The organism is Ulvibacterium sp., from assembly GCF_028285715.1.
GTDB lineage: Bacteria > Bacteroidota > Bacteroidia > Flavobacteriales > Flavobacteriaceae > Ulvibacterium.
This window is the reverse complement of sequence record NZ_JANQOO010000021.1, coordinates 105285-125785: the sequence shown is the minus strand read 5'-3', so window position 1 is coordinate 125785 and position 20501 is coordinate 105285. Positions and strand designations below refer to the sequence as shown.

The 20501-nt window shown below is 42.4% G+C and carries 23 protein-coding genes; 10 read left to right on the top strand and 13 right to left on the bottom strand.

Going from position 1 to position 20501, the window contains the following annotated elements; all coding sequences use genetic code 11:
• Window positions 1–30: 30 nt before the first annotated feature.
• Window positions 31–918: a sterol desaturase family protein gene (locus tag Q0993_RS14650; protein ID WP_299534314.1), complete on the top strand. Its 888-nt coding sequence runs from the start codon at window positions 31–33 to the stop codon at window positions 916–918.
• A gap of 44 nt (window positions 919–962) precedes the next feature.
• On the opposite strand, the gene Q0993_RS14645 is transcribed toward Q0993_RS14650, so the two are convergent.
• From Q0993_RS14645 to Q0993_RS14615, 8 genes are all read right to left on the bottom strand, one after another.
• Window positions 963–1265, bottom strand: a complete 303-nt coding sequence (locus Q0993_RS14645; protein ID WP_299534312.1) for a DUF6787 family protein — start codon at window positions 1263–1265, stop codon at window positions 963–965.
• Between the two features lie 29 nt (window positions 1266–1294).
• On the bottom strand, window positions 1295–1759 hold the full coding sequence (locus tag Q0993_RS14640; RefSeq protein ID WP_299534309.1) for a DUF6146 family protein: 465 nt from the start codon (window positions 1757–1759) through the stop codon (window positions 1295–1297).
• A 90-nt stretch (window positions 1760–1849) separates the two neighbouring features.
• Entirely contained in the window at window positions 1850–2482 is a 633-nt protein-coding gene (locus Q0993_RS14635) for a DUF937 domain-containing protein (RefSeq protein WP_299534308.1), read from the bottom strand.
• Window positions 2483–2558: 76 nt separating this feature from the next.
• On the bottom strand, window positions 2559–3509 hold the full coding sequence (locus tag Q0993_RS14630) for a D-2-hydroxyacid dehydrogenase (protein WP_299534305.1): 951 nt from the start codon (window positions 3507–3509) through the stop codon (window positions 2559–2561).
• Between the two features lie 118 nt (window positions 3510–3627).
• Window positions 3628–3702 carry a hypothetical protein gene (locus Q0993_RS21915; protein ID WP_367279627.1) on the bottom strand — a complete coding sequence of 25 codons (75 nt, stop codon included), beginning with the start codon at window positions 3700–3702 and terminating at the stop codon, window positions 3628–3630.
• 20 nt (window positions 3703–3722) lie between these two features.
• Complete coding sequence (locus Q0993_RS21910) at window positions 3723–3875, bottom strand: four helix bundle protein (RefSeq protein ID WP_367279617.1); 153 nt, start codon at window positions 3873–3875, stop codon at window positions 3723–3725.
• Between the two features lie 31 nt (window positions 3876–3906).
• Window positions 3907–4971, bottom strand: a complete 1065-nt coding sequence (gene serC / locus Q0993_RS14620; protein ID WP_299534302.1) for a 3-phosphoserine/phosphohydroxythreonine transaminase — start codon at window positions 4969–4971, stop codon at window positions 3907–3909.
• A gap of 122 nt (window positions 4972–5093) precedes the next feature.
• Window positions 5094–6155, bottom strand: a complete 1062-nt coding sequence (locus Q0993_RS14615) for an acyl-CoA reductase (protein ID WP_299534300.1) — start codon at window positions 6153–6155, stop codon at window positions 5094–5096.
• Window positions 6156–6282: 127 nt separating this feature from the next.
• Between Q0993_RS14615 and Q0993_RS14610 the strand changes: the two genes are divergently transcribed.
• From Q0993_RS14610 to Q0993_RS14585, 6 genes are all read left to right on the top strand, one after another.
• Window positions 6283–6636, top strand: a complete 354-nt coding sequence (locus Q0993_RS14610; protein WP_299534298.1) for a 4Fe-4S dicluster domain-containing protein — start codon at window positions 6283–6285, stop codon at window positions 6634–6636.
• 168 nt (window positions 6637–6804) lie between these two features.
• Window positions 6805–7899, top strand: coding sequence for a redox-regulated ATPase YchF (gene ychF / locus Q0993_RS14605; protein ID WP_299534296.1), 1095 nt, complete (start codon window positions 6805–6807; stop codon window positions 7897–7899).
• Window positions 7900–8006: 107 nt separating this feature from the next.
• On the top strand, window positions 8007–8912 hold the full coding sequence (locus tag Q0993_RS14600; RefSeq protein ID WP_299534294.1) for a DMT family transporter: 906 nt from the start codon (window positions 8007–8009) through the stop codon (window positions 8910–8912).
• Window positions 8913–9092: 180 nt separating this feature from the next.
• Window positions 9093–10952 carry a DNA topoisomerase IV subunit B gene (locus Q0993_RS14595; RefSeq protein WP_299534292.1) on the top strand — a complete coding sequence of 620 codons (1860 nt, stop codon included), beginning with the start codon at window positions 9093–9095 and terminating at the stop codon, window positions 10950–10952.
• A gap of 26 nt (window positions 10953–10978) precedes the next feature.
• Window positions 10979–13627 carry a DNA gyrase/topoisomerase IV subunit A gene (locus tag Q0993_RS14590; protein ID WP_299534290.1) on the top strand — a complete coding sequence of 883 codons (2649 nt, stop codon included), beginning with the start codon at window positions 10979–10981 and terminating at the stop codon, window positions 13625–13627.
• A 182-nt stretch (window positions 13628–13809) separates the two neighbouring features.
• Window positions 13810–14766, top strand: coding sequence for a sterol desaturase family protein (locus Q0993_RS14585; protein ID WP_299534289.1), 957 nt, complete (start codon window positions 13810–13812; stop codon window positions 14764–14766).
• A 21-nt stretch (window positions 14767–14787) separates the two neighbouring features.
• Here Q0993_RS14585 and Q0993_RS14580 read toward each other — a convergent pair whose 3' ends face one another.
• Genes Q0993_RS14580 through Q0993_RS14570 form a run of 3 tightly spaced genes read right to left on the bottom strand, consistent with a single transcriptional unit; the run spans window position 14788 to window position 16359 of the window.
• Window positions 14788–15600: a TerC family protein gene (locus Q0993_RS14580; protein ID WP_299534286.1), complete on the bottom strand. Its 813-nt coding sequence runs from the start codon at window positions 15598–15600 to the stop codon at window positions 14788–14790.
• A gap of 2 nt (window positions 15601–15602) precedes the next feature.
• Entirely contained in the window at window positions 15603–15980 is a 378-nt protein-coding gene (locus Q0993_RS14575) for a DNA topoisomerase IV (RefSeq protein WP_299534283.1), read from the bottom strand.
• Between the two features lie 25 nt (window positions 15981–16005).
• Window positions 16006–16359, bottom strand: a complete 354-nt coding sequence (locus Q0993_RS14570; protein ID WP_367279616.1) for a helix-turn-helix transcriptional regulator — start codon at window positions 16357–16359, stop codon at window positions 16006–16008.
• Between the two features lie 290 nt (window positions 16360–16649).
• On the opposite strand from Q0993_RS14570, the gene Q0993_RS14565 reads away from it, so the two are divergent.
• From Q0993_RS14565 to Q0993_RS14555, 3 genes are all read left to right on the top strand, one after another.
• Window positions 16650–17759 (top strand): M14 metallopeptidase family protein, encoded by a 1110-nt coding sequence (locus Q0993_RS14565; protein ID WP_299534279.1) that lies wholly within the window; start codon window positions 16650–16652, stop codon window positions 17757–17759.
• 112 nt (window positions 17760–17871) lie between these two features.
• The gene (locus Q0993_RS14560) at window positions 17872–18351 is read left to right on the top strand and encodes a winged helix-turn-helix transcriptional regulator (protein WP_120711134.1); all 480 of its coding nucleotides are present in this window, start codon (window positions 17872–17874) and stop codon (window positions 18349–18351) included.
• 55 nt (window positions 18352–18406) lie between these two features.
• Entirely contained in the window at window positions 18407–18922 is a 516-nt protein-coding gene (locus Q0993_RS14555) for a DinB family protein (RefSeq protein WP_299534275.1), read from the top strand.
• A 3-nt stretch (window positions 18923–18925) separates the two neighbouring features.
• Here the strand turns inward: Q0993_RS14555 and Q0993_RS14550 are convergent, their stop codons facing one another.
• Both Q0993_RS14550 and aroB read right to left on the bottom strand, forming a co-directional pair.
• On the bottom strand, window positions 18926–19261 hold the full coding sequence (locus tag Q0993_RS14550) for a hypothetical protein (protein ID WP_299534273.1): 336 nt from the start codon (window positions 19259–19261) through the stop codon (window positions 18926–18928).
• A 106-nt stretch (window positions 19262–19367) separates the two neighbouring features.
• The gene (gene aroB, locus Q0993_RS14545) at window positions 19368–20429 is read right to left on the bottom strand and encodes a 3-dehydroquinate synthase (protein WP_299534271.1); all 1062 of its coding nucleotides are present in this window, start codon (window positions 20427–20429) and stop codon (window positions 19368–19370) included.
• Window positions 20430–20501 lie beyond the last annotated feature (72 nt).

Below are 20501 nucleotides of genomic sequence, written 5' to 3'. Positions count from 1 at the left end.
CCCTGAACTGTTGGCCATATAAATAGCAGCATGGAAAAGTATGGAGATGCATTTGTGAACTCCTTTTTGGGAACTTTGGAATGGACATGGAAATCCATCAAATTTGAAGTCCCTTGGTATATCAATTTCTTTTGGGGAATACTAGTGATTTCGGTTTTGGTATGGATACTTGAAATTCTATTCCCCTGGCGTAAGGAGCAATCAATTTTTAGAAAGGATTTCTGGTTGGATGCCTTTTACATTTTTTTCAACTTTTTCATTTTTACCATTGCCATAAGCGGCTTCTACAAAATATTGGAGTTATTATTTTTGGATTTGGGTGTATCAATAAAAGACCTTACCCTAATAAAGCTCGATACATTGCCTTCATGGGCTCAATTAGTGGTCTTCTTTATTGTCTTGGATTTTGTACAGTGGTTTACCCATATCCTTTTGCATAGGTATGACTTTCTATGGCAATTCCATAAAATACACCATAGTGTAAATGAAATGGGGTTTGCAGCTCATATGCGATATCATTGGATGGAGAATCTTCTTTACAAGCCGTTGAAAACGTTTGGGATTATGCTTTTGGGCGGGTTTGAGCCGGATCAAGCCTATATAGTACATTTTGCGGCCATAAGCATTGGTCACTTAAACCATGCAAACCTAAAACTTACATGGGGCCCGTTAAAATATGTCCTCAACAACCCGGTAATGCATTTGTACCATCATGCCCACACTTTGCCTCAAGGTAAATATGGCGTGAATTTTGGGATTAGCCTAAGTATTTGGGACTACCTGTTTAAAAGTAATTATCTTCCCGAAGACAGTGGGTTGATTCCCTTAGGTTTTAAGGGCGATGAAAGTGTTCCCAAAGGATTCTTGGGGCAGTTCTTTTATGGGTTCCTTAAACGTAAAAACCTAGGGAAAGAATAATTCAAAAAACAGTGTAACACAAAAATTTGTTGAAAAACCCGTAACTACTTGAAAAGAAAACCAAGTCCAAGGCGCACCAACATTTTCTTTTCAAAGTTCCAGAAGAATTTAAACTGTCCGAACAACCACCCAAATGCTATGAGTAAAACTTGGTAAACGGGAAAAATTAGTAAAATACGGACCGTCCAATAGATCCAAGGATTGGTTGTTTCTTGTTGAAGGCCTATAAAGCTTGTAAGGGGTTCGGCAAGTTTTGCCGCTGCTGAGCCTGTAATGGCAAATACGATAAAAATTATTAGCAACTGAAAATTGGAATGGATGCCCCAGCGCTTTTTTAATTTCTCCATAAATCTAGCATAAGGGACAAATATAATTCTTAAATCCGAGGCAACCAAGGTCCCAAACGTTGCGCGTACTTCCGTTGAAAATAGATGAAGTAATTGTACAATTTATAATTCACCTCATACCCGTAATCTATATTTGGATCATAGTTGATTTGAAGCTCATACAGGTTAGGATTAAAGCGTAGCGGCGTCAATACCCTTTGGTTCCAGTTGGTTACCAGTATTAAATTGCGGTTTTCTAGAAAGGATTGTGAATAATATCCCACGGGTCTGGCAATACTATTGAGCCAAAAATTGAATCCGGGTTCAATGATTATTATTTCATACTCCGTACTATCGTTTTTTATGGCTATGGTATCCCCAACTTTTTGACTAAAGGCGATCTTTTCCTCATCCGTAATCTCAAGCGATTTTTTTGAGCTCTGGCAACTGGTGAAAACTACGCCTATGACAAAAATTAAAAGGCCAAATTGAAAAATCAGTTTTTTTAGGATCATGCATTTTTTTTAAAACCTATTAAAAAGATATAAAAAAAGTCGCTTGTCCATACAAGCGACTTTTATGAAATAAGGTCAATACGATCAAAATCATTTTTTGAAAAGGCCTCCCAGCAATCCTCCGAGTCCACCACTTTTTTTACTACTGCCCATAACCATTCCCGCTACATCGTCCAATACACTTCCATCACCATCGGCATCAATAAGGCTCATGATCAGGCTTTGGTTTTGTTGCGGCTGACCGCCCAACATACTTCCCAACAAGCTGTTCATGCCACTGGCATCGTTCACATTACCGCTATTTCGTTCCCTACCAAGGTACCCCATTACAATAGGGGCCGCTATTTTAAGGATATTGGCAATGGCACCTACATCCAAACCGGATTTTTGGCTCAAAGCATTCTCTACCTGCGGCTGTTTGTTTCCGAGTACGTGGCCCAAAATCCCGGCGCCGTCGTCCATTACGGACTGGTCTACACCTCCCCCGAAAAGACCTCCCAGGTCATCCAGGATACTGCCATCGTGTTTGTTGGATAGTGCGTTCATAAGACCTTCCGCACCTTGGGGCGAAGAGGCATTTTTCTTCATTGCTCCCAATAAAAGGGGCATGGCCATGCTCAACACATCGGCGGTCTTGTTTTCGGCCTGTCCGGTTTGCCCGGCCACTCCATTAATTAATTGTTTGCCCATAGGGCTGTTTAGTAAATCTAATAATCCAGACATGTTATAGTTAATTTTAAAATGGAGTTGTAATGTACAAAAACTGTAGTAATACAACTGGTCTTTCGGGAAAATAAACCTACTTCAAGAGTGAAATTATCTGTGTGGCCAATTCGGTCCCTATCCGGTCCTGCGCTTCCCCGGTCGCTGCTCCAATATGTGGGGTCAATGAAATTCTAGGGTGCATTAAAACCTTGATTTCCGGGCTGGGTTCGGATTCGAAGACATCCAATCCGGCAAAGGAGACCTTTCCGCTTTCAAGTGCTCCCATAAGGGCCACTTCGTCTACCACACCGCCTCTGGCCGCATTTACAATACCAACCCCATCCTTCATGATATCAAATTCCTTCTTGCCAATAACGTATTCTTTTTGGGCCGGAACATGAAGGGTGATGAAATCCGAAGCCTGCAACACTTCTTCCTTGCTTTGGGAAACGAAGTCAAAGGAGACCGATTGACCATCGAAGAATGCGACTTCAAGCGAGGACTTTTCCAAAAAGGGATCAAAATAGATAACTTTCATACCAACTCCCAAAGCGATTTTTGCCGTAGCCCGACCAATACGTCCAAAACCGATTACCCCTAAGGTCTTTCCCCTAAGTTCCGTTCCTCCGGCATAGGATTTTTTGAGCTTTTTAAATTTACTGTCCCCTTCCAATGGCATTTGTCTGTTGGCATCATATAGGTAACGGACACCTCCGAATAAATGTGCAAATACCAGTTCCGCTACCGATTCCGAGGAAGCGGCAGGTGTATTGATTACATGTAGCCCTTTTTCCTTGGCATAGGCAACATCAATGTTATCCATGCCTACACCGCCACGGCCGATTAACTTTAGACCGGGACAGGCATCAATAAGGTCTTTTCGTACTTGTGTGGCACTCCGGACCAAGAGCCCAACAATTTCATTGCCATTGATAAAGGAAATCAATTGTTCCTGGGCTACAGTAGTGGTTAAGACCTCAAAACCCTCTTTTTCCAGGGCTTGTATTCCTGATTGTGCTATTCCGTCGTTGGCAAGTATTCGCATAGGTCTAAGTATTAAAGGTTGAGTTTTAAGTTTTGGAATTCTCCTGACTCGTTTTGACTATTTTGGTAAGAATTTTAATTATTTGTTCTATTTCATCCAGATAAGCCTCATCCAACTTCTAAATAATGTTGGCCTCCTTAATCAATCTCAACCAATACCTTGTTTCCCTGGCTTCCTTCGAAGCTAGTGACATCTTGGAAATGAAATCTTTTTTTACTGGCCCGCCCCAGCTTCAGAAACATTGGCCCCAATACTGGTCGAACACTTTAAGAGTTGATCGGCAAAAACATATTCGTTATTCTTTCGGAGAATTCTAACAACTTCACTGATTTTCAGGGAAAATTGAAAACTCCTTTCTTCAATCAAAATTTAATACTTGAAATTTAGAACTTAAATATCAGCCTTTCCGTTCCATTTCGCTCATAACATCCACCAGTATCCCTACGCTCTCCAAGGACATGGCATTGTACATAGAGGCTCTGTACCCACCTACCGATCTGTGCCCGTTGAGGCCATTGATACCGGCTTCCTTCCACATGGTATCAAAAGTCTCCCTTAACCTTTCATCGGCCAGGTTAAAGGTCGCATTCATATGGGAACGGTCTTCTACTTTGGCAAAGCCCTCAAAAACGGGATTCAAATCAATTTCCGAATACAGTAATTGTGCCTTTTTTTCATTGATTTCCGCTATGGCCGGGATTCCCCCCAAATTTTTAAGCCATTCCAAGGTGAGCATACAGGTATATACCGCAAAGACGGCAGGGGTGTTGAACATGCTGTCCTTGGAAATATGAACTTGGTAGTCCAACATGGACGGAATTTTTCGGGAAACCTTACCTAGGACATCTTCCTTAACGACGACCATGGTGGTACCGGCAGCCCCCATATTCTTTTGGGCTCCGGCATAGATCAGATCAAATTGGGAAAAATCCAATTGTCTCGAAAAAATATCGGAACTCATATCGCAGACCAAGGGAACCGTGGTCTTTGGGAATTTTTTTACCTGGGTTCCAAAAATCGTATTGTTCGATGTGAGGTGCAAATAGTCAAGATCATTGGGCACCGTATAGCCTTTTGGGATATAATTGAAGTTTTCATCCTTTGATGAGCCCACTTCCATTACCTCCCCGAAAATCTTGGCTTCCTTAATGGCCTTTTCGCTCCATGCACCGGTATTGAGGTATCCTGCCTTTTTGTCCAGCAGGTTGTAGGCCACCATCAAAAATTCCAGACTGGCCCCTCCTTGTAAAAACAAGGCTTGGTACCCTTTTCCTTCCAGCCCCAAAAGCTCCAAGGCCAAGGCCCTTGTTTTCTCCATTACGGCAACAAATTCCTTGCTTCTGTGGGATATCTCGATCAATGACAATCCGGAACCGTTAAAATCCATAACGGCCTCGGAGGCCTTTAAAAATACCTCTTGAGGAAGAATACAGGGCCCTGCGCTAAAATTATGTTTTTTCATATGATGTCCAAATTTATTAGGTTCCGACAAATCATTCGGTATTCCAGATGGGTTATTTGAATTGAGCCGTTAAAGGTCATAAAATTATAGGGAATCATCCTCATGGAAAACAAATAATTCTGTTATGTTTTTAACAGGAAGTCAACAGTGTCCACCCCATCGGCATAATCTGTAAGACTCGGTCTTTGGGTCTTTCCAAAAGGAATCTCGTTAGATAAGAACCCCTTGGACACCACACACTGAATTTTTTCTTCATCCCGTTCCAACTGTAGTGCAACATTCTCCAGGGATTCATACCGTTCATAAAACAAGGTGGCGATGGGCGAACCGTAACTTTCATCCGCTTTGAGCATAAGGAACCCATTGTCCAAGATCTTAAACTCGCTCATAAGATAAATAGCCTTGTTGTAATCATAGTTATTGGCATATTTTTGATGATCTATAATAGCGCTATAGGGATAAATGGCAGTAAAGAATGCATCAAAATCATAATCCATCGGGACAAGAAGTTTGGACACGCTTCGGCAGCCCAGACCATAGTATCTAAAAATATCCTCTCCCAAAGCCTTTAACTGGTCCGGAGATTCCTTTCCGGTAAGGACCGCGACCGAATTTCTATTTCTTCGGATCAAATGGGGTCTTTGAGCGAAGTAGTATTCAAAATATCGAGCCGTGTTGTTGCTACCCGTTGCTATAACGGCATCAAAGGCATCCAATTTCCCTTCCGTAAAGCGGATGGCATTTTTTAAGGAGGAATCCATTTCACATAGATATCCCGCCAAAAACGGAAGTAGGATAGTATCATTGGAGGAAAGCTTTACCAAAGCGGAATTTCCCGTCAGGAGTACCGCCAAAAAATCGTGAAAACCCACCAAGGGAATATTTCCGGCCATAATGAGCGCGATATCCTTTTTTGTATTTTTTTCGAGGTCATAGGAAGACAGCCACCCCGCCAAATGATGCTCGGTCAATAGCTCTTTCCAGGCCCTTAGGGCAAACAGCATATTAGCTCTCGTAAACCAGCCATTGGACGCCTCGGCCGAACGGATCTTTTGACCCAATTGGTTAATCCACCGTCCACTTGGGTATCTGTCGGAGGGTGGTTTATTGGGATTTTCGCAAAATTCCCCCAAGAATTTTCCAAGTTTAACAAAAGCTTCTAATCTGCGTTTGAGGTCTGTCATTATATTTGTCTAGTAATTACCTAGGGTTTATCTTTGTTTTAGGAGATTGCAAAAATACACAACAAAACTAAAATTGCTGCTGAATACGTTTTGAAGGCAAAATAAGTTCAGTCTAAAAAAGAAAGTTATGGCTATTATAATAACCGATGAATGTATAAACTGTGGGGCCTGTGAGCCCGAGTGCCCCAATACCGCTATTTATGAAGGAGCGGATGAATGGCGCTACAGTGATGGGACTTCCCTAAAGGGCGATGTGGTCTTGCCGGATGGAAAGGCCGTGAATGCCGATGACGTACAGGAACCGATAAGCGATGAGATCTATTACATTTCCCCGGATAAATGTACCGAATGTATGGGGTTCCATGAGGAGCCGCAGTGCGCTGCGGTCTGCCCGGTGGATTGCTGTGTCCCGGATGAGGATAGGGTAGAGTCCGAAGAGACCTTGCTCACCAAACAGCGCTTTATGCACCCGGATGATTAGGTGAACCATGTAACTGAAGAAGCAGAAATAGAATACAGACCCGGTAGTATTATCGGGTTTTTTTGTTTCCTCTTTTTGGGCCTTAAAACCATTTTGAAAAACTATCTTTGCACGCGAATTTGAAAATGGAAACCTTTTCCAGAACTGTAAATTTAACGTCTTCCGTAAATGAAAGCAGGTATCGTAGGTCTGCCCAATGTAGGCAAGTCCACCCTTTTTAACTGTCTGTCCAATGCCAAGGCACAAAGTGCCAATTTTCCATTTTGCACGATCGAACCCAATATTGGGGTAGTCAACGTTCCCGATCCCAGATTGGAAAAATTGGAAGCATTGGTAAACCCGGAACGCGTGATACCCGCTACTGTGGAAATCGTCGATATCGCCGGGCTTGTAAAGGGAGCCAGTAAAGGAGAAGGCTTGGGCAACCAGTTCTTGGGAAACATTCGGGAGACCGATGCCATCCTACATGTACTTCGCTGTTTTGACAATGATAATGTGGTTCATGTAGACGGTTCCGTAGATCCCATCCGGGACAAGGAAACCATTGATATGGAATTGCAGTTGAAGGATTTGGAAACCGTAGAGAAAAAATTGGACAAGGTAAAACGTGCGGCAAAAACCGGCAATAAAGAGGCCCAGAAGGAAGAGGCCGTTCTGGTACTAATAAAGGAAGGCTTGGAGGCCGGTGTATCCGTTCGGGCTATTTCAATCGAAAAGGAAGCGCATAAGGAATATGTAAAACCCTTACAATTTATAACGGACAAACCCGTACTATATGTATGCAATGTGGATGAGGGGTCTGCGGTCTCGGGGAACTCCTATGTGGAAAAAGTTCGGAATGCCGTGGCCCACGAGGAGGCGGCCATTCTTGTTTTGGCCGTAGGTACCGAAGCGGATATTACGGAACTGGAAACCTATGAGGAACGGCAAATGTTCTTGGAAGATTTAGGCCTGGACGAACCGGGTTCCGCCAAACTGATACGAGGGGCCTACAAATTATTAAATCTGGAAACGTATTTTACCGCAGGGGAAAAGGAGGTTCGGGCTTGGACCATTCCCATCGGGGCAACGGCACCTCAAGCTGCCGGAGTTATCCACACCGATTTTGAAAAGGGCTTTATCCGTGCCGAGGTCATCTCCTTTTCGGACTATGTGAGCTATGGGAGCGAGCAAAAGGTAAAGGAGGCTGGCAAAATGCGGGTAGAGGGGAAGGACTATGTTGTACAGGACGGGGATGTTATGCATTTCCGATTCAATGTCTAAAGAATTGCTTCGTAAAATGGAATATTTCTTCAAATAGTGACGAATGACCATCGTAATCCATTTAAAATGGATTTGAGCCCATATTCCGTCCATTCTATTTTTACGGGATGTTCAAAAAATCATCCGCAACAGGCATCGGAATCCTACTGGCCATTTTAGGCGTAGTACTGTTTTCTACGAAAGCGGTCATGGTAAAGTTGGCCTATGAATACCAAGTAGATCATGTGACCCTGCTTCTGTTTCGGATGGGTTTTGCGCTCCCTTTCTATATTTCCATAGCGTTTTGGAAGAAACCCCTGCACCCCAAGGAAATCAGGATAAAAGATTATGTTTGGGTCCTATTTTTCGGGTTTGTAGGTTACTACCTTGCCAGTCTCTTCGATTTTATGGGGCTGCAGTATATAAAGGCCGGACTGGAACGCATTATTCTATTCATTTATCCCACGGTTGTTGTGCTGCTGTCCTGGCTTTTCTTTAAAAAAGGTATTACCAGGTCTCAAACATGGGCCATTTTGGTTACGTATCTTGGTGTGGTCATAACGTTTTGGGATGAGATTCAAATACAGGGCGAAGCTGCGGTATGGGGCGGATTTTTGATTTTTCTAAGTGCTATTACCTATGCGGCCTATTTGGTAGGCAGCGGTTGGCTGATTCCAAAATTCGGCGTGCTTCAGTTTACTTCCTATGCCATGATTGCATCTACCCTTTGTGTAGGCGTGCATTATGCTTTCTCGGGTAATTTTGAACTGACCCATTACCCATGGCAGGTATATGCCTTGGGGTTGGCCATGGCCCTTTTTGCGACCTTGATTCCCTCTTTCCTGGTTTCTGCGGCCATTGAAAGGCTTGGGGCGTCCACCTTTTCAATTTTTGGAAGTTTGGGCCCCATTTCCACCATCGTCCTGGCCTATTTCTTTTTGGACGAACGGATAAGTGCCCTCCAAATTTTTGGAATGATAATCGTAATTGGAGGGGTAAGCTTAGTGTCCGTAAAACGCAAAGCAAAACACTAAAAAGCAAAGGGAATAGGATTTGGAAACGGCCCATTTTGAGTCCGGTTTCTGGACTGTGACCTAAATCCTTTGGCCCCGGCTATCAACAAATTCCGTACTTTCATTGTTAATTACTTTCGCCTGCACCCATTTTGATTTTTGCCCCGAAATTTTATATTAGCAAGGATAAACCCGCATTAAATGGCCCAAACACAATATACCGAGGACAATATTCGCTCACTGGATTGGAAAGAGCACATCCGAATGCGTCCCGGTATGTACATTGGTAAATTGGGAGATGGCTCTTCTGCGGATGATGGCATCTATATTCTTCTCAAAGAGGTGTTGGACAACTGCATCGATGAATTTGTCATGGGAGCCGGCAAGACTATTGAAATTTCCATTCAGGGCGAGCGGGTAATCGTTCGGGATTATGGCCGTGGCATTCCTTTAGGGAAAGTGGTGGACGTTGTATCCAAAATGAATACAGGCGGAAAATATGACACCCGGGCCTTTAAGAAATCGGTTGGCCTTAATGGTGTGGGTACCAAGGCCGTAAACGCCCTTTCCACCTTTTTTAAGGTAGAATCCACAAGGGATGGCAAATCCAAATCCGCGGAATTTGAAATAGGGGAGCTCAAAAAAGAAGAGTTGTTGGAAGAGACGGCCCGAAGACGCGGGACCAAAGTTACCTTTGTCCCGGATGAATCCATCTTCAAAAAATATAAATACCGCAATGAATATGTAGAGCGCATGGTAAAGAACTATGTGTATCTAAATCCTGGGCTGACCATTGTCTTCAACGGCCAAAAATTCCATTCCGAAAACGGATTGAAGGATTTGCTGGAGGATAACAACAATGTAGAGGACATGTTGTATCCCATTGTTCATTTAAAGGGAAGTGATATAGAGATTGCCATTACCCATAGTAAGACCCAATACAGCGAGGAATACCATTCTTTTGTGAATGGGCAGCATACTACCCAGGGAGGTACGCATCAATCGGCGTTTCGCGAGGCTATTGTAAAGACCATTCGCGATTTCTATGGAAAAAATTATGACCCCTCGGATATTAGAAAATCCATAATTTCAGCGATTTCCATTAAAGTCATGGAGCCCGTATTCGAAAGCCAGACCAAGACCAAGTTGGGCTCCACGGATATGGGAGGAGGCCTACCCACGGTACGGACCTATATCAATGATTTTGTAGGTAGGCAGTTGGACAATTATCTCCACAAAAACCCAGATACCGCGGAAAAGCTGCAACGTAAGATCATGCAGGCCGAAAAAGAACGTAAGGAACTTTCAGGTATCCGAAAATTGGCTCGGGAAAGGGCAAAAAAGGCCAGCCTACATAATAAAAAGCTTCGGGACTGCCGCGTGCACCTGGATAACATGAAGAATGATAGGAGACTGGAAAGTACCCTGTTCATTACCGAAGGGGATTCTGCTTCCGGATCCATAACCAAATCCAGGGACGTGAATACCCAGGCGGTTTTCAGTCTCCGTGGCAAGCCGTTGAATTCCTATGGCATGTCCAAAAAAATTGTTTACGAGAACGAGGAGTTCAATCTCTTACAGGCGGCATTGAACATAGAGGATTCAATGGAGGAATTGCGCTACAACAATATTGTAATCGCCACGGATGCCGATGTAGATGGGATGCACATACGATTGTTGTTGATCACCTTCTTTCTCCAGTTCTTCCCGGAACTGATAAAAGAAGGGCATTTGTATATTCTACAGACCCCCTTGTTTCGGGTCAGGAATAAAAAAGAAACGATTTACTGTTATAGCGATGAAGAAAAGTCGCAAGCCATTGAAAAACTATCCGGAAAACCTGAAATTACAAGATTTAAGGGTTTGGGAGAAATATCCCCGGACGAGTTCAAGCATTTTATCGGCGATGATATCCGATTGGAACCCGTAATGCTGGATAAGGCGATGTCCATTGAACAATTATTGAATTTCTATATGGGCAAGAACACCCCAGACCGTCAAAAGTTCATTATCAACAATCTTAAAGTAGAAGTTGACCTAGTTGAGGATAACCAATTGTAATATTAAAATATACGTAGCTGTTCTGAATGGAAGAAAATGAAGAAGTGAACGAAGCTCATGAACAAAATCCGGATGGCTCCCAGGATGCCCTAACACGGGTGACGGGCATGTATAAGGATTGGTTTTTGGACTATGCTTCCTATGTTATTTTAGAACGTGCGGTGCCTGCCATAGAGGACGGATTTAAACCGGTACAGCGACGTATAATGCATGCCTTAAAGGAGTTGGATGATGGTCGCTACAACAAAGTGGCCAATGTGGTTGGGCATACGATGCAATACCATCCCCATGGGGATGCCAGTATTGCGGATGCCATGGTACAGATCGGTCAAAAAGATCTTTTGATCGACACCCAGGGAAATTGGGGTAATATCCTAACTGGAGATAGTGCGGCCGCCTCTCGATATATCGAGGCCCGTCTTTCCAAATTTGCCTTGGAGGTCGTATTTAGCCCCAAGATTACGGAATGGCAGCTTTCCTATGATGGCAGAAAAAAGGAGCCCGTAAACCTTCCCGTAAAGTTTCCATTGCTGTTGGCCCAGGGGGCCGAAGGTATTGCCGTTGGTCTTTCCACCAAAATATTGCCCCACAATTTCAATGAGCTTATCGATGCTTCCATAAAACATTTAAAAGGACAACGCTTTAAGCTATTTCCCGATTTTCCTACGGCGGGTATTATTGACGTGGGCAATTACAACGATGGCCTTCGCGGAGGTAAAATACGGGTCCGGGCCAAAATTTCCCAAAGGGATAAAAACACTTTGATCATTAATGAAATTCCCTTTGGTACCAACACCTCCTCCCTGATCGATTCCATTTTAAAGGCGAACGATAAAGGAAAGATCAAGATTAAAAAGATAGAGGACAACACCGCTGCGGAAGTAGAGATTTTGGTACACTTGCCCAGCGGTATCTCGCCGGACAAGACCATTGATGCCCTATATGCATTCACCTCATGTGAATCGTCCATTTCACCTTTGGCTTGCATCATCGAGGATAATAAACCTTTGTTTATTGGTATCACAGAGATGTTGAGGCGCTCTACGGATGCGACCGTTGAATTGTTGCGACAAGAGCTGGAAATTCAGCTTTCAGAACTTCAGGAGCAATGGCATTTTGCTTCGTTGGAACGTATATTTATCGAAAACCGTATCTATAGGGATATTGAGGAAGAGGAAACCTGGGAAGGGGTAATCTCCGCTATTGACAAAGGGCTAAAGCCCCATGTTGCCCATTTAAAAAGGGCGGTAACGGAAGAGGATATTGTACGGTTGACCGAAATTCGAATAAAACGTATTTCCAAATTTGATCTGGACAAGGCCCAGCAACATTTGGAGAGTTTGGAGGAGAAAATCGCTCAGACCCAACATCATCTGGATAATTTGGTGGATTTTGCGATTGATTATTTCAAGGACCTGAAATCCAAATACGGGAAGGGACGCGAGCGGAAATCGGAAATTCGAATTTTTGACGATATTGAAGCCACCAAGGTCGTTATTCGCAATACCAAACTCTATGTAAACCGGGAAGAGGGTTTTGTAGGCACCTCGCTCCGTCGCGATGAATATGTTACGGATTGCAGCGATATAGATGACATTATCGTTTTTACCAAGGACGGGAAAATGATGGTGACCAAAGTGGACACCAAAACCTTTGTGGGCAAGAATATAATCCATGTGGCCGTATTCAAGAAAAAGGACAAACGTACCATTTACAATATGATCTATAAAGATGGTAGGGGGGGTGCCACATATATAAAGCGTTTCGCCGTAACCAGTATTACAAGGGATAAGGCCTATGATTTAACCATTGGCAAGGCCGGTACCGATGTATCCTATTTTTCCGCCAATCCCAATGGGGAGGCGGAGGTGGTCACCGTAAATCTACGGCAGGTCGGAAGTATCAAAAAATTAAAATGGGACGTAGACTTTGCCGATGTATTGATAAAGGGCAGGGCCTCCAAAGGGAACATTGTTACCAAATACTCCGTAAAACGCATAGAACTTAAGGAAAAAGGATTGTCTACCTTAAAGCCCCGAAAGCTTTGGTTCGATGAAACCGTACAACGATTAAATATGGATGAACGCGGGGAATTCCTAGGGGAATTTACCGGGGAAGATCGTTTGTTACTGGTCAATCAAAATGGTCGGGTAAGGACGGTTATCCCCGAACTCACCCTCAGGTTTGATGACGATATGATCGTACTGGAAAAATGGGATCCCAATAAACCACTTTCGGCTATCCATTGGGAAGGTGAGAAGGAGCTATTCTATGTAAAACGATTTTTGATCGATAACCCCGATAAGGAAGAAATCATAATTACAGACCATGCAAAGTCTTATTTGGAAAAAATCTTTACGGATTATCGCCCTAGGGCGGAAATAGTTTTCTCTAAGAAACGGGGGCAGGACCGTAGGGACAATCTGGTAATCAATTTGGAGGAATTCATATCCGTAAAGGGGATTACCGCAACCGGAAACCAACTGACCAAGGAAAAAGTTCTTGAAATCAATGCTTTGGACCCATTGCCCTATGAACCACCCAAACCCAAGGACACCTTGGATATAGAAGTGGTGGACGAGGAAAATGTAGCTTCCGGAACGGCAAAGGCCACAACAGATGAAAACGGGGAGGATAAGGGCAAAAATGACAATGAGCAGACTACGCTTTTCTAGTCCCTTCCGGATAAATTTCAACGAATACAATCTTTTTGGAAGTAATATGGGCAGGGAAACCGGGATAACTTGGGATATATTGTTTAAGAAAAGTAAGAAATATCCATTATAAGCCCATAAAAAACGAACATTTTCTTTTTTTGAAATTTATAACCTTATATTTAGCCCAAACTGACTATTAGATGGATTTTACCAACCCCCTGGTGTACGGTGTACCTTGTTTTATCGCATTTATTTTACTAGAATTAACATATAGCAAGACCCACGGGGATGACGATCTGTACGATTGGAAAGATTTGTTTGCTAGCGGTTTTATGGGGGTCGGGTCGGCAATTTTAGGCCCTTTGTTCAAGGTGATATTTGCCATTGTACTGTTTGAGTATACCTATGAACTTTTTAATCCGGAGGTCAATGGGATTCGGACCAACATCATGGGGTATACATCCTTTAGCTACGCTTGGTATGTTTGGTTACTCTGCCAATTGGCCGATGATTTTACCTATTATTGGTTTCACAGGGCCAACCATGAGGTTAGGGTACTTTGGGCCGCGCACATTGTGCATCACTCCTCGGATAATTTTAACCTGGGGACCGCTGTGCGCAACGGTTGGTTTACCATAGTGTATAAACCTTTGTTCTATATGTGGATGCCCGCCATTGGCTTTCCACCGGAAATGGTGATGGTGTGTCTGGGCATAGAGGCTTTATGGCAATTTCAATTACATTCCGTATATGTCCCGAAGATGGGTTGGATCGAGAAGATTTTCAATACCCATACGATGCATCAGGTACATCATGCGCAGAACGTTGAATATCTGGACAAGAACCATGGAGGCTTTCTGAATATATTTGATAAGCTATTTGGGACCTGGAAGGAATTGGACGATGACATTGATGTAAAGTATGGGGTAATCCATTCTCCGGAGTCCTATAATCCAATGGTAATCCTTACCCATGAATATAAGGATATCTGGAGAGACCTTAAGAAGTCGAAAAAACTTTCCCATAAGTTAATGTATATTTTTGGACCCCCGGGGTGGAGCCATGATGGGAGTACATTGACCGTACGCCAGCAGCAACGCCTTTTTGAGGAACAGAAAAAAGCGAACCCCAAACTGGCCTTTAGTAGGCCCAATTAAAGTAGTACGGAAAGGATCGTACTAATCGCTTTGTTGGCTTTCCAAAACTTCCTCTTTTTTTCGCAACTTCATGTTTAAAAATTCTATGAGTAAGGAGAAGGCAATGGCAAAGTATAGATACCCTTTGGGAATAGCCCCAATTTCCTGATCAAAAATTTTGGTGTGACTCAAATGCGCAGCTTCTGCAATCAACATAAATCCAATAAGTATTAGAAAGGAGAGGGCCAAAAGTTGCATGGAAGGATGCTTGTTGATGAAGACCCGTATGGGATTGGCAAAGACCATCATTATTACAATGGAAATAACAACCGCAATAATCATCACCATTAAAGCATCCATGGGACTATTGCCAATACCATTGGTCATGCCCACGGCCGTAAGAATGGAATCAATGGAAAATATAAAATCAATAAGTACAATTTGAACTATGGCGTTAGAAAAGCTCGTGATTTTTTTTGCGCCTATTTCATCCTCATCATGTGTCGGTAACTCCACTTTTTCATGTATTTCCGAGGTACTTTTGTAAAGAAGGAACAATCCCCCGAAAAACAATATCAATGCCTGGCCACTTATTCCCGTACTGAGCCAAGAAGTATTTATATAATAAAAAGGATTTTTTAGGCCTATTAAAAACGAAACGGCGAATAATAGGATTATCCGCTGCACCATGGCCAGGAGCAAGCCTATATTGGTGGCCTTTTTCCGCTGGTTTTGGGGTAGCTTATTGGCTACTATGGAAATAAATACAATATTGTCTATTCCAAGTACTATTTCCAAAAATGTTAAGGTCAATAACGCGATCCATGCATCCGGGCTTGCAAAAAATTCGAACATATTCAGTTGGTTTTTAGTGCGGTTCCCCTAGATTTTTGACTTTGGCCAACGATTCCATACTCAAATGTATAAGAATTATCCGTGGTCGATAGTATTTTCATATGTATGGACTTCTCCTCGGACTTGTTCTTGGGATTTATCTTCTTTACGATGTACTCACAGTCATTTATCCAGCGGACGGATGATGTATCGATTTTACCGTCAAAGTAGTCGATTTCAATGGAATCGTTACGGACGAAAGTAGTAGAAACATCCTTCCCATCAATACGGGCGGTAAAGGAAAAGCGGCCCTCCCTAAAATGTGAACAATCCCGTTGTGGTCCGTAGCAAGAGGTTATCAGGAATAAAATAGGCAAGATAGATATTGGCTTTTTGAACATGGACACAAATTAAGGAAATTAATGGCTAGTCCCTATTATAGATTTCGAAACTTCCATGGGAATACAGAACAATGACTTTGTCAACGGTTTTAGGGCCATTGTCCTTTTTAATGTTTTGTGGTTTTGCGACTGGCGATGGGGTATGGGCCTTAAGGATGTCCTTTTCTACAGATGTGGAGGGGAAATTTCCCTTTCCCCTTACAAGCCAATACAAATCCACTTCAGGGAAAGTATCGATAACCTTGAGTACAAATTCCAGACTTGGCTTATTGCGCCCCGTGAGCAAATGGGAAATACTGGAGCGCTGCACACCGATCTTATCTGCAAACGCCGAGGCGGAAAGATCGTAATAGCGCAATAACTTCCGTAATCGTTTCATGAAATCCTCTTGATTTACCATTGTAATCAATTTTAATTGTTTACCGCAGCCTTCGAAATAAAATAACGACAAAGCATACTATATCCTCTCAAAACACTACTATCTATAGTTTATATAGAATAATTCAAACAATTGATCTATAGACTTTTATTAGCAAAACATAAATCACATCCTACATTTGTATACAAATGTACAAACCTAAAGCTATTAGTTGTATATAAATGTAATATATATAAATACAATTGTAACTATGAATGATATTACCTTTGTAGGGTACCAAGTAGTCCCCTATGCATTTTCAGAATTTATATCCTGTTAAAATCAAGGAAAAAAGTATTTTGGGTCGCTATGTGACCCATGACCAAATAGCCAGTTTCTTGAATAAAATTCACGAATCTTTTCAAGTAGATACTATTGGCCAATCGGTTAAGGGACGTTCCATTGAAAGTATCACCTTGGGGAATGGCCAGCATCGTGTGTTGATGTGGTCGCAAATGCATGGTAACGAATCTACTACGACCAAGGCCGTTTTAGACCTTATGAATTTTTTGGCTTCCGAGGAAATAGAGGCTTTGCAGATTTTAAAAAAGTGTACCGTTAAGATTATTCCGATGCTTAATCCGGACGGTGCCCAGGCCTATACCCGAGTTAACGCAAATGAAGTTGACCTTAACAGGGATGCCAAATTGCTTACCCAGCCTGAGAGCAGGTCATTGCGAAAGGTCTACGATGACTTCCAACCCCATTATTGTTTGAATCTACATGATCAACGTACCCTTTTTAATGTAGGCAGCACCCAAAAACCCGCCACGGTTTCCTTTCTTGCCCCGGCTAGTGACGATCAACGGAGCGTTACGGAATCCCGTCGAAAAAGTATGTTGCTTATTGGTGCTATTGACCATAGTTTACATTCCTATATCCCAGGGCAAATTGGGAGGTATGACGACACCTACAATGCCAACTGTGTCGGGGACACCTTTCAAACCCTGAAAACGCCAACCGTTTTATTCGAAGCAGGGCACTTTCCGGACGATTATGAACGGGAACAGACCAGAATGTATATCTTTTACGCCCTATTTTCGGCCTTGGACGCCATCTCCGAAGAAAGGTTCCAGGAAGTAACCGAAGCGGATTACTTTAAAATACCGGAAAACAACAAGTTGTTTTTTGATGTACTGATCCATAATGCAGGGCACATAAACACAGCGGTAAGTGGAAATGATGGCATTGGCCTTTTGTATAAGGAGGTGTTGGAAAATGGAAAAATACACTTTGTTCCAAAAATTGAAATGATAGGTGATTTGGAGGGTTATTTTGGACATAAAACGTACAATTGTTTACATGACAAGGACTTAAGGCTTTTAAGACAGCAACCTTTTTGGAAGGACATTACGGGTTAGTTTTATAGGAATTTGTCAAAAATTATACTTTTATTACGTTTTCGTTAAAAAAACATAAGTTTTACTGCGTTTAATTTCTTAATTTTTTACTTTTGGCATAAAATTAATAGATATGGGTAAAGTTAAATTGGATGAAATAGATCACCAGATTTTGGATATGTTGATTGACAACACCAGAACGCCTTTTACGGATATTGCCAAAAAACTTTTGATTTCTGCGGGAACGGTGCACGTTAGGGTTAAAAAAATGGAAGAGGCAGGTATCATTAAAGGATCTTCGCTTACTCTGGACTACGTACAATTAGGCTATGCTTTTATTGCCTATGTAGGAATATTTCTTGAAAAAACACATCAGACCAAATTTGTAATCGAACGTTTGGAGCAAATACCCAATGTTACCATTGCCCATATCACTACGGGTAAGTTTAATATTTTCTGCAAAATCCGCGCAAAGGATACCACACATGCTAAAAATATCATATTTAGAATCGACGATATAGATGGTATCAGTAGAACCGAGACCATGATTTCCTTGGAGGAAAGCTTTAATGATAAAAAACGGTTGATGCACACCATCTTCAACGAATTATAAGAGGAGGAAAGGCTTTTTCCGCGACCCAAGCGCATAACCTATTTGCACTGGACCTATGAAAACGTCCGAAATAGAAATACCGGATAGCGAAGTACTATATAAAACCTATATCGACGTTTTAGGGGAGGTGGAACTGATCGATTTTCTACAAAAACAGTTGGAAAACTTTCCCCAATTCATCCAAAGCATTCCGGATAGCAAATGGCATTATGCCTACGCAGACCAAAAGTGGACCGTCGCCGAGGTCTTATTGCACATAATTGATGCCGAACGGGTTTTCCAGTATAGGGCTTTGCGCTTTGCGCGCGGTGACAAAACGGAATTACCTGGTTTTGAACAAGATTTATATGTAAAATTTTCAGGAGCGGATAGAAGATCCAAGGAAAGTCTTATTGAGGAATACAGGGTTGTAAGGCGTTCCTCAATAGCGCTTTTTAGTAGTTTGGACAGGCAGAGACTTAATGCAAAAGGTAGGGCAAGTACTATGTCCTGGAGCGTTGCTGCCCTGGGATTTGTGATTTGCGGGCATCAAAAGCATCATCGCAATGTGCTAAGGGAGCGTTATTTATAGGAATCAATCAAAATCCCTGTCGTCATCCAATTCGTTGTCCAGGCTTGGTTCGGTATCCATTTCCTGGGCATCCACTTCCTCTAGTACGGGTTCCGATTTCGATTCCAATTCCTTTTCTATTGTATCTTCAAAGTTGGAAATGAAGCTAGAAAGGGACTTGCTTATCTTTACCAAATAAAGGACGTCCTGGGTCCTTAGCTCAACGGCTTCCACAATTTCGCCATGGGCGTTTTTAAAGGTGATGATGTCATCGTCCCCGTAACCGTCCGGATATGTTTCGATAAGCAGGGCAGCCAAAGCGTGATCCAATTTTTTGTAATCAACCAATTTTCGTATCATAATTAGGTCAAATTAAATTTGGGCATTAAACAGGACCTAAACTATATATTTTTTTAATTGGAAAACATGAAGAGTTGTCAATGCTTATTTTTAGTATACGTATGTCCTATTCTTTGAAGTAAGAGAAAGCAGAATGGAATAGGTCGTTCGGAATTTTAACATCCACAACCGGTTCGCCTATACGTCGCAACAGTACAAAGTTGATATGGCCGTAGGCGTTTTTTTTGTCGAACTTCAGTAAATTCAAGATGTTGTCCATATCCTCGTTGGAAAATTCCGGTCTGGGGTACTTGGAGAGAAAAACGGCCTTTATGTCCTCCAGTTGGTTTTTTGGGAGTCCGGTCAGTTTATAGGAAAGATAGGCCTCCAAGATCATCCCAATGGCAATGGATTCACCATGCAAAAGTGTTTGATGTGTTTGGCTTTCCAAAAAATAGGATTCGATGGCATGACCAAGGGTATGGCCAAAGTTCAGTATTTTTCGTAGGTTCTGTTCCGTAGGGTCTTGCAGAACTACATTGTTCTTAATGACCACCGATGTATGGATCAAGGTATCCATTGTATCGAAATCGGAAACGGATTTTAAAGTATCCCAGTACCTGGCATCCTGTATGAGTCCGTGTTTCAACATTTCGGCAAAACCACTTTGCAATTGTCTTTCTTCCAAGGTTTTTAGAAAATCCGGTAGTACTAGGACCATTTTAGGCTGATTGATTACTCCGATCTGATTTTTAAGAGATCCCAGATCAACACCGGTCTTTCCTCCCACAGAAGCATCCACCATGGACAATAGGGTAGTGGGTACATTTATAAAATCAATACCTCTTTTAAAGGTAGAGGCCACAAATCCGCCTAGATCCGTAAGTACGCCCCCTCCTAAATTGATAAGCAAACTTTTTCTGTCCCCGTCTAATTCCGATAAGGCGTTCCAGACCTTCACACAAGTCTGGATGTCTTTATTTGCCTCCCCGGATTCGATTTCCAAGACCTCGGAATGCAACTCCCCACCAAGACCTTCATAAAATCGAGGCAGACAATGTTCTCGGGTATTCTCGTCAACAAGGATAAAAATCTTGGAATACCGAACCTTGGATAAGTGTTCTTCCAATGCGTCATAGGCCTTTCGGTTAAAATGTACGGCATAGGAAGAAGTTACAATGGATTCCATCAGAAGTCGGATATTAATTTCCGGTGACACGAAAATTTTTATGCTTTCAGGGGTACAAAATAAAGGTTATTT

Excerpts from the sequence above, each read along its gene's own strand:
- Q0993_RS14650 (WP_299534314.1), top strand. The coding sequence starts at position 31 with ATGGAAAAGTATGGAGATGCATTTGTGAACTCCTTTTTGGGAACTTTG.
- Q0993_RS14645 (WP_299534312.1), bottom strand. The coding sequence starts at position 1,265 with ATGGAGAAATTAAAAAAGCGCTGGGGCATCCATTCCAATTTTCAGTTG.
- Q0993_RS14640 (WP_299534309.1), bottom strand. The coding sequence starts at position 1,759 with ATGATCCTAAAAAAACTGATTTTTCAATTTGGCCTTTTAATTTTTGTC.
- Q0993_RS14635 (WP_299534308.1), bottom strand. The coding sequence starts at position 2,482 with ATGTCTGGATTATTAGATTTACTAAACAGCCCTATGGGCAAACAATTA.
- Q0993_RS14630 (WP_299534305.1), bottom strand. The coding sequence starts at position 3,509 with ATGCGAATACTTGCCAACGACGGAATAGCACAATCAGGAATACAAGCC.
- serC (WP_299534302.1), bottom strand. The coding sequence starts at position 4,971 with ATGAAAAAACATAATTTTAGCGCAGGGCCCTGTATTCTTCCTCAAGAG.
- Q0993_RS14615 (WP_299534300.1), bottom strand. The coding sequence starts at position 6,155 with ATGACAGACCTCAAACGCAGATTAGAAGCTTTTGTTAAACTTGGAAAA.
- Q0993_RS14610 (WP_299534298.1), top strand. The coding sequence starts at position 6,283 with ATGGCTATTATAATAACCGATGAATGTATAAACTGTGGGGCCTGTGAG.
- ychF (WP_299534296.1), top strand. The coding sequence starts at position 6,805 with ATGAAAGCAGGTATCGTAGGTCTGCCCAATGTAGGCAAGTCCACCCTT.
- Q0993_RS14600 (WP_299534294.1), top strand. The coding sequence starts at position 8,007 with ATGTTCAAAAAATCATCCGCAACAGGCATCGGAATCCTACTGGCCATT.
- Q0993_RS14595 (WP_299534292.1), top strand. The coding sequence starts at position 9,093 with ATGGCCCAAACACAATATACCGAGGACAATATTCGCTCACTGGATTGG.
- Q0993_RS14590 (WP_299534290.1), top strand. The coding sequence starts at position 10,979 with ATGGAAGAAAATGAAGAAGTGAACGAAGCTCATGAACAAAATCCGGAT.
- Q0993_RS14585 (WP_299534289.1), top strand. The coding sequence starts at position 13,810 with ATGGATTTTACCAACCCCCTGGTGTACGGTGTACCTTGTTTTATCGCA.
- Q0993_RS14580 (WP_299534286.1), bottom strand. The coding sequence starts at position 15,600 with ATGTTCGAATTTTTTGCAAGCCCGGATGCATGGATCGCGTTATTGACC.
- Q0993_RS14575 (WP_299534283.1), bottom strand. The coding sequence starts at position 15,980 with ATGTTCAAAAAGCCAATATCTATCTTGCCTATTTTATTCCTGATAACC.
- Q0993_RS14570 (WP_367279616.1), bottom strand. The coding sequence starts at position 16,359 with ATGAAACGATTACGGAAGTTATTGCGCTATTACGATCTTTCCGCCTCG.
- Q0993_RS14565 (WP_299534279.1), top strand. The coding sequence starts at position 16,650 with ATGCATTTTCAGAATTTATATCCTGTTAAAATCAAGGAAAAAAGTATT.
- Q0993_RS14560 (WP_120711134.1), top strand. The coding sequence starts at position 17,872 with ATGGGTAAAGTTAAATTGGATGAAATAGATCACCAGATTTTGGATATG.
- Q0993_RS14555 (WP_299534275.1), top strand. The coding sequence starts at position 18,407 with ATGAAAACGTCCGAAATAGAAATACCGGATAGCGAAGTACTATATAAA.
- Q0993_RS14550 (WP_299534273.1), bottom strand. The coding sequence starts at position 19,261 with ATGATACGAAAATTGGTTGATTACAAAAAATTGGATCACGCTTTGGCT.
- aroB (WP_299534271.1), bottom strand. The coding sequence starts at position 20,429 with ATGGAATCCATTGTAACTTCTTCCTATGCCGTACATTTTAACCGAAAG.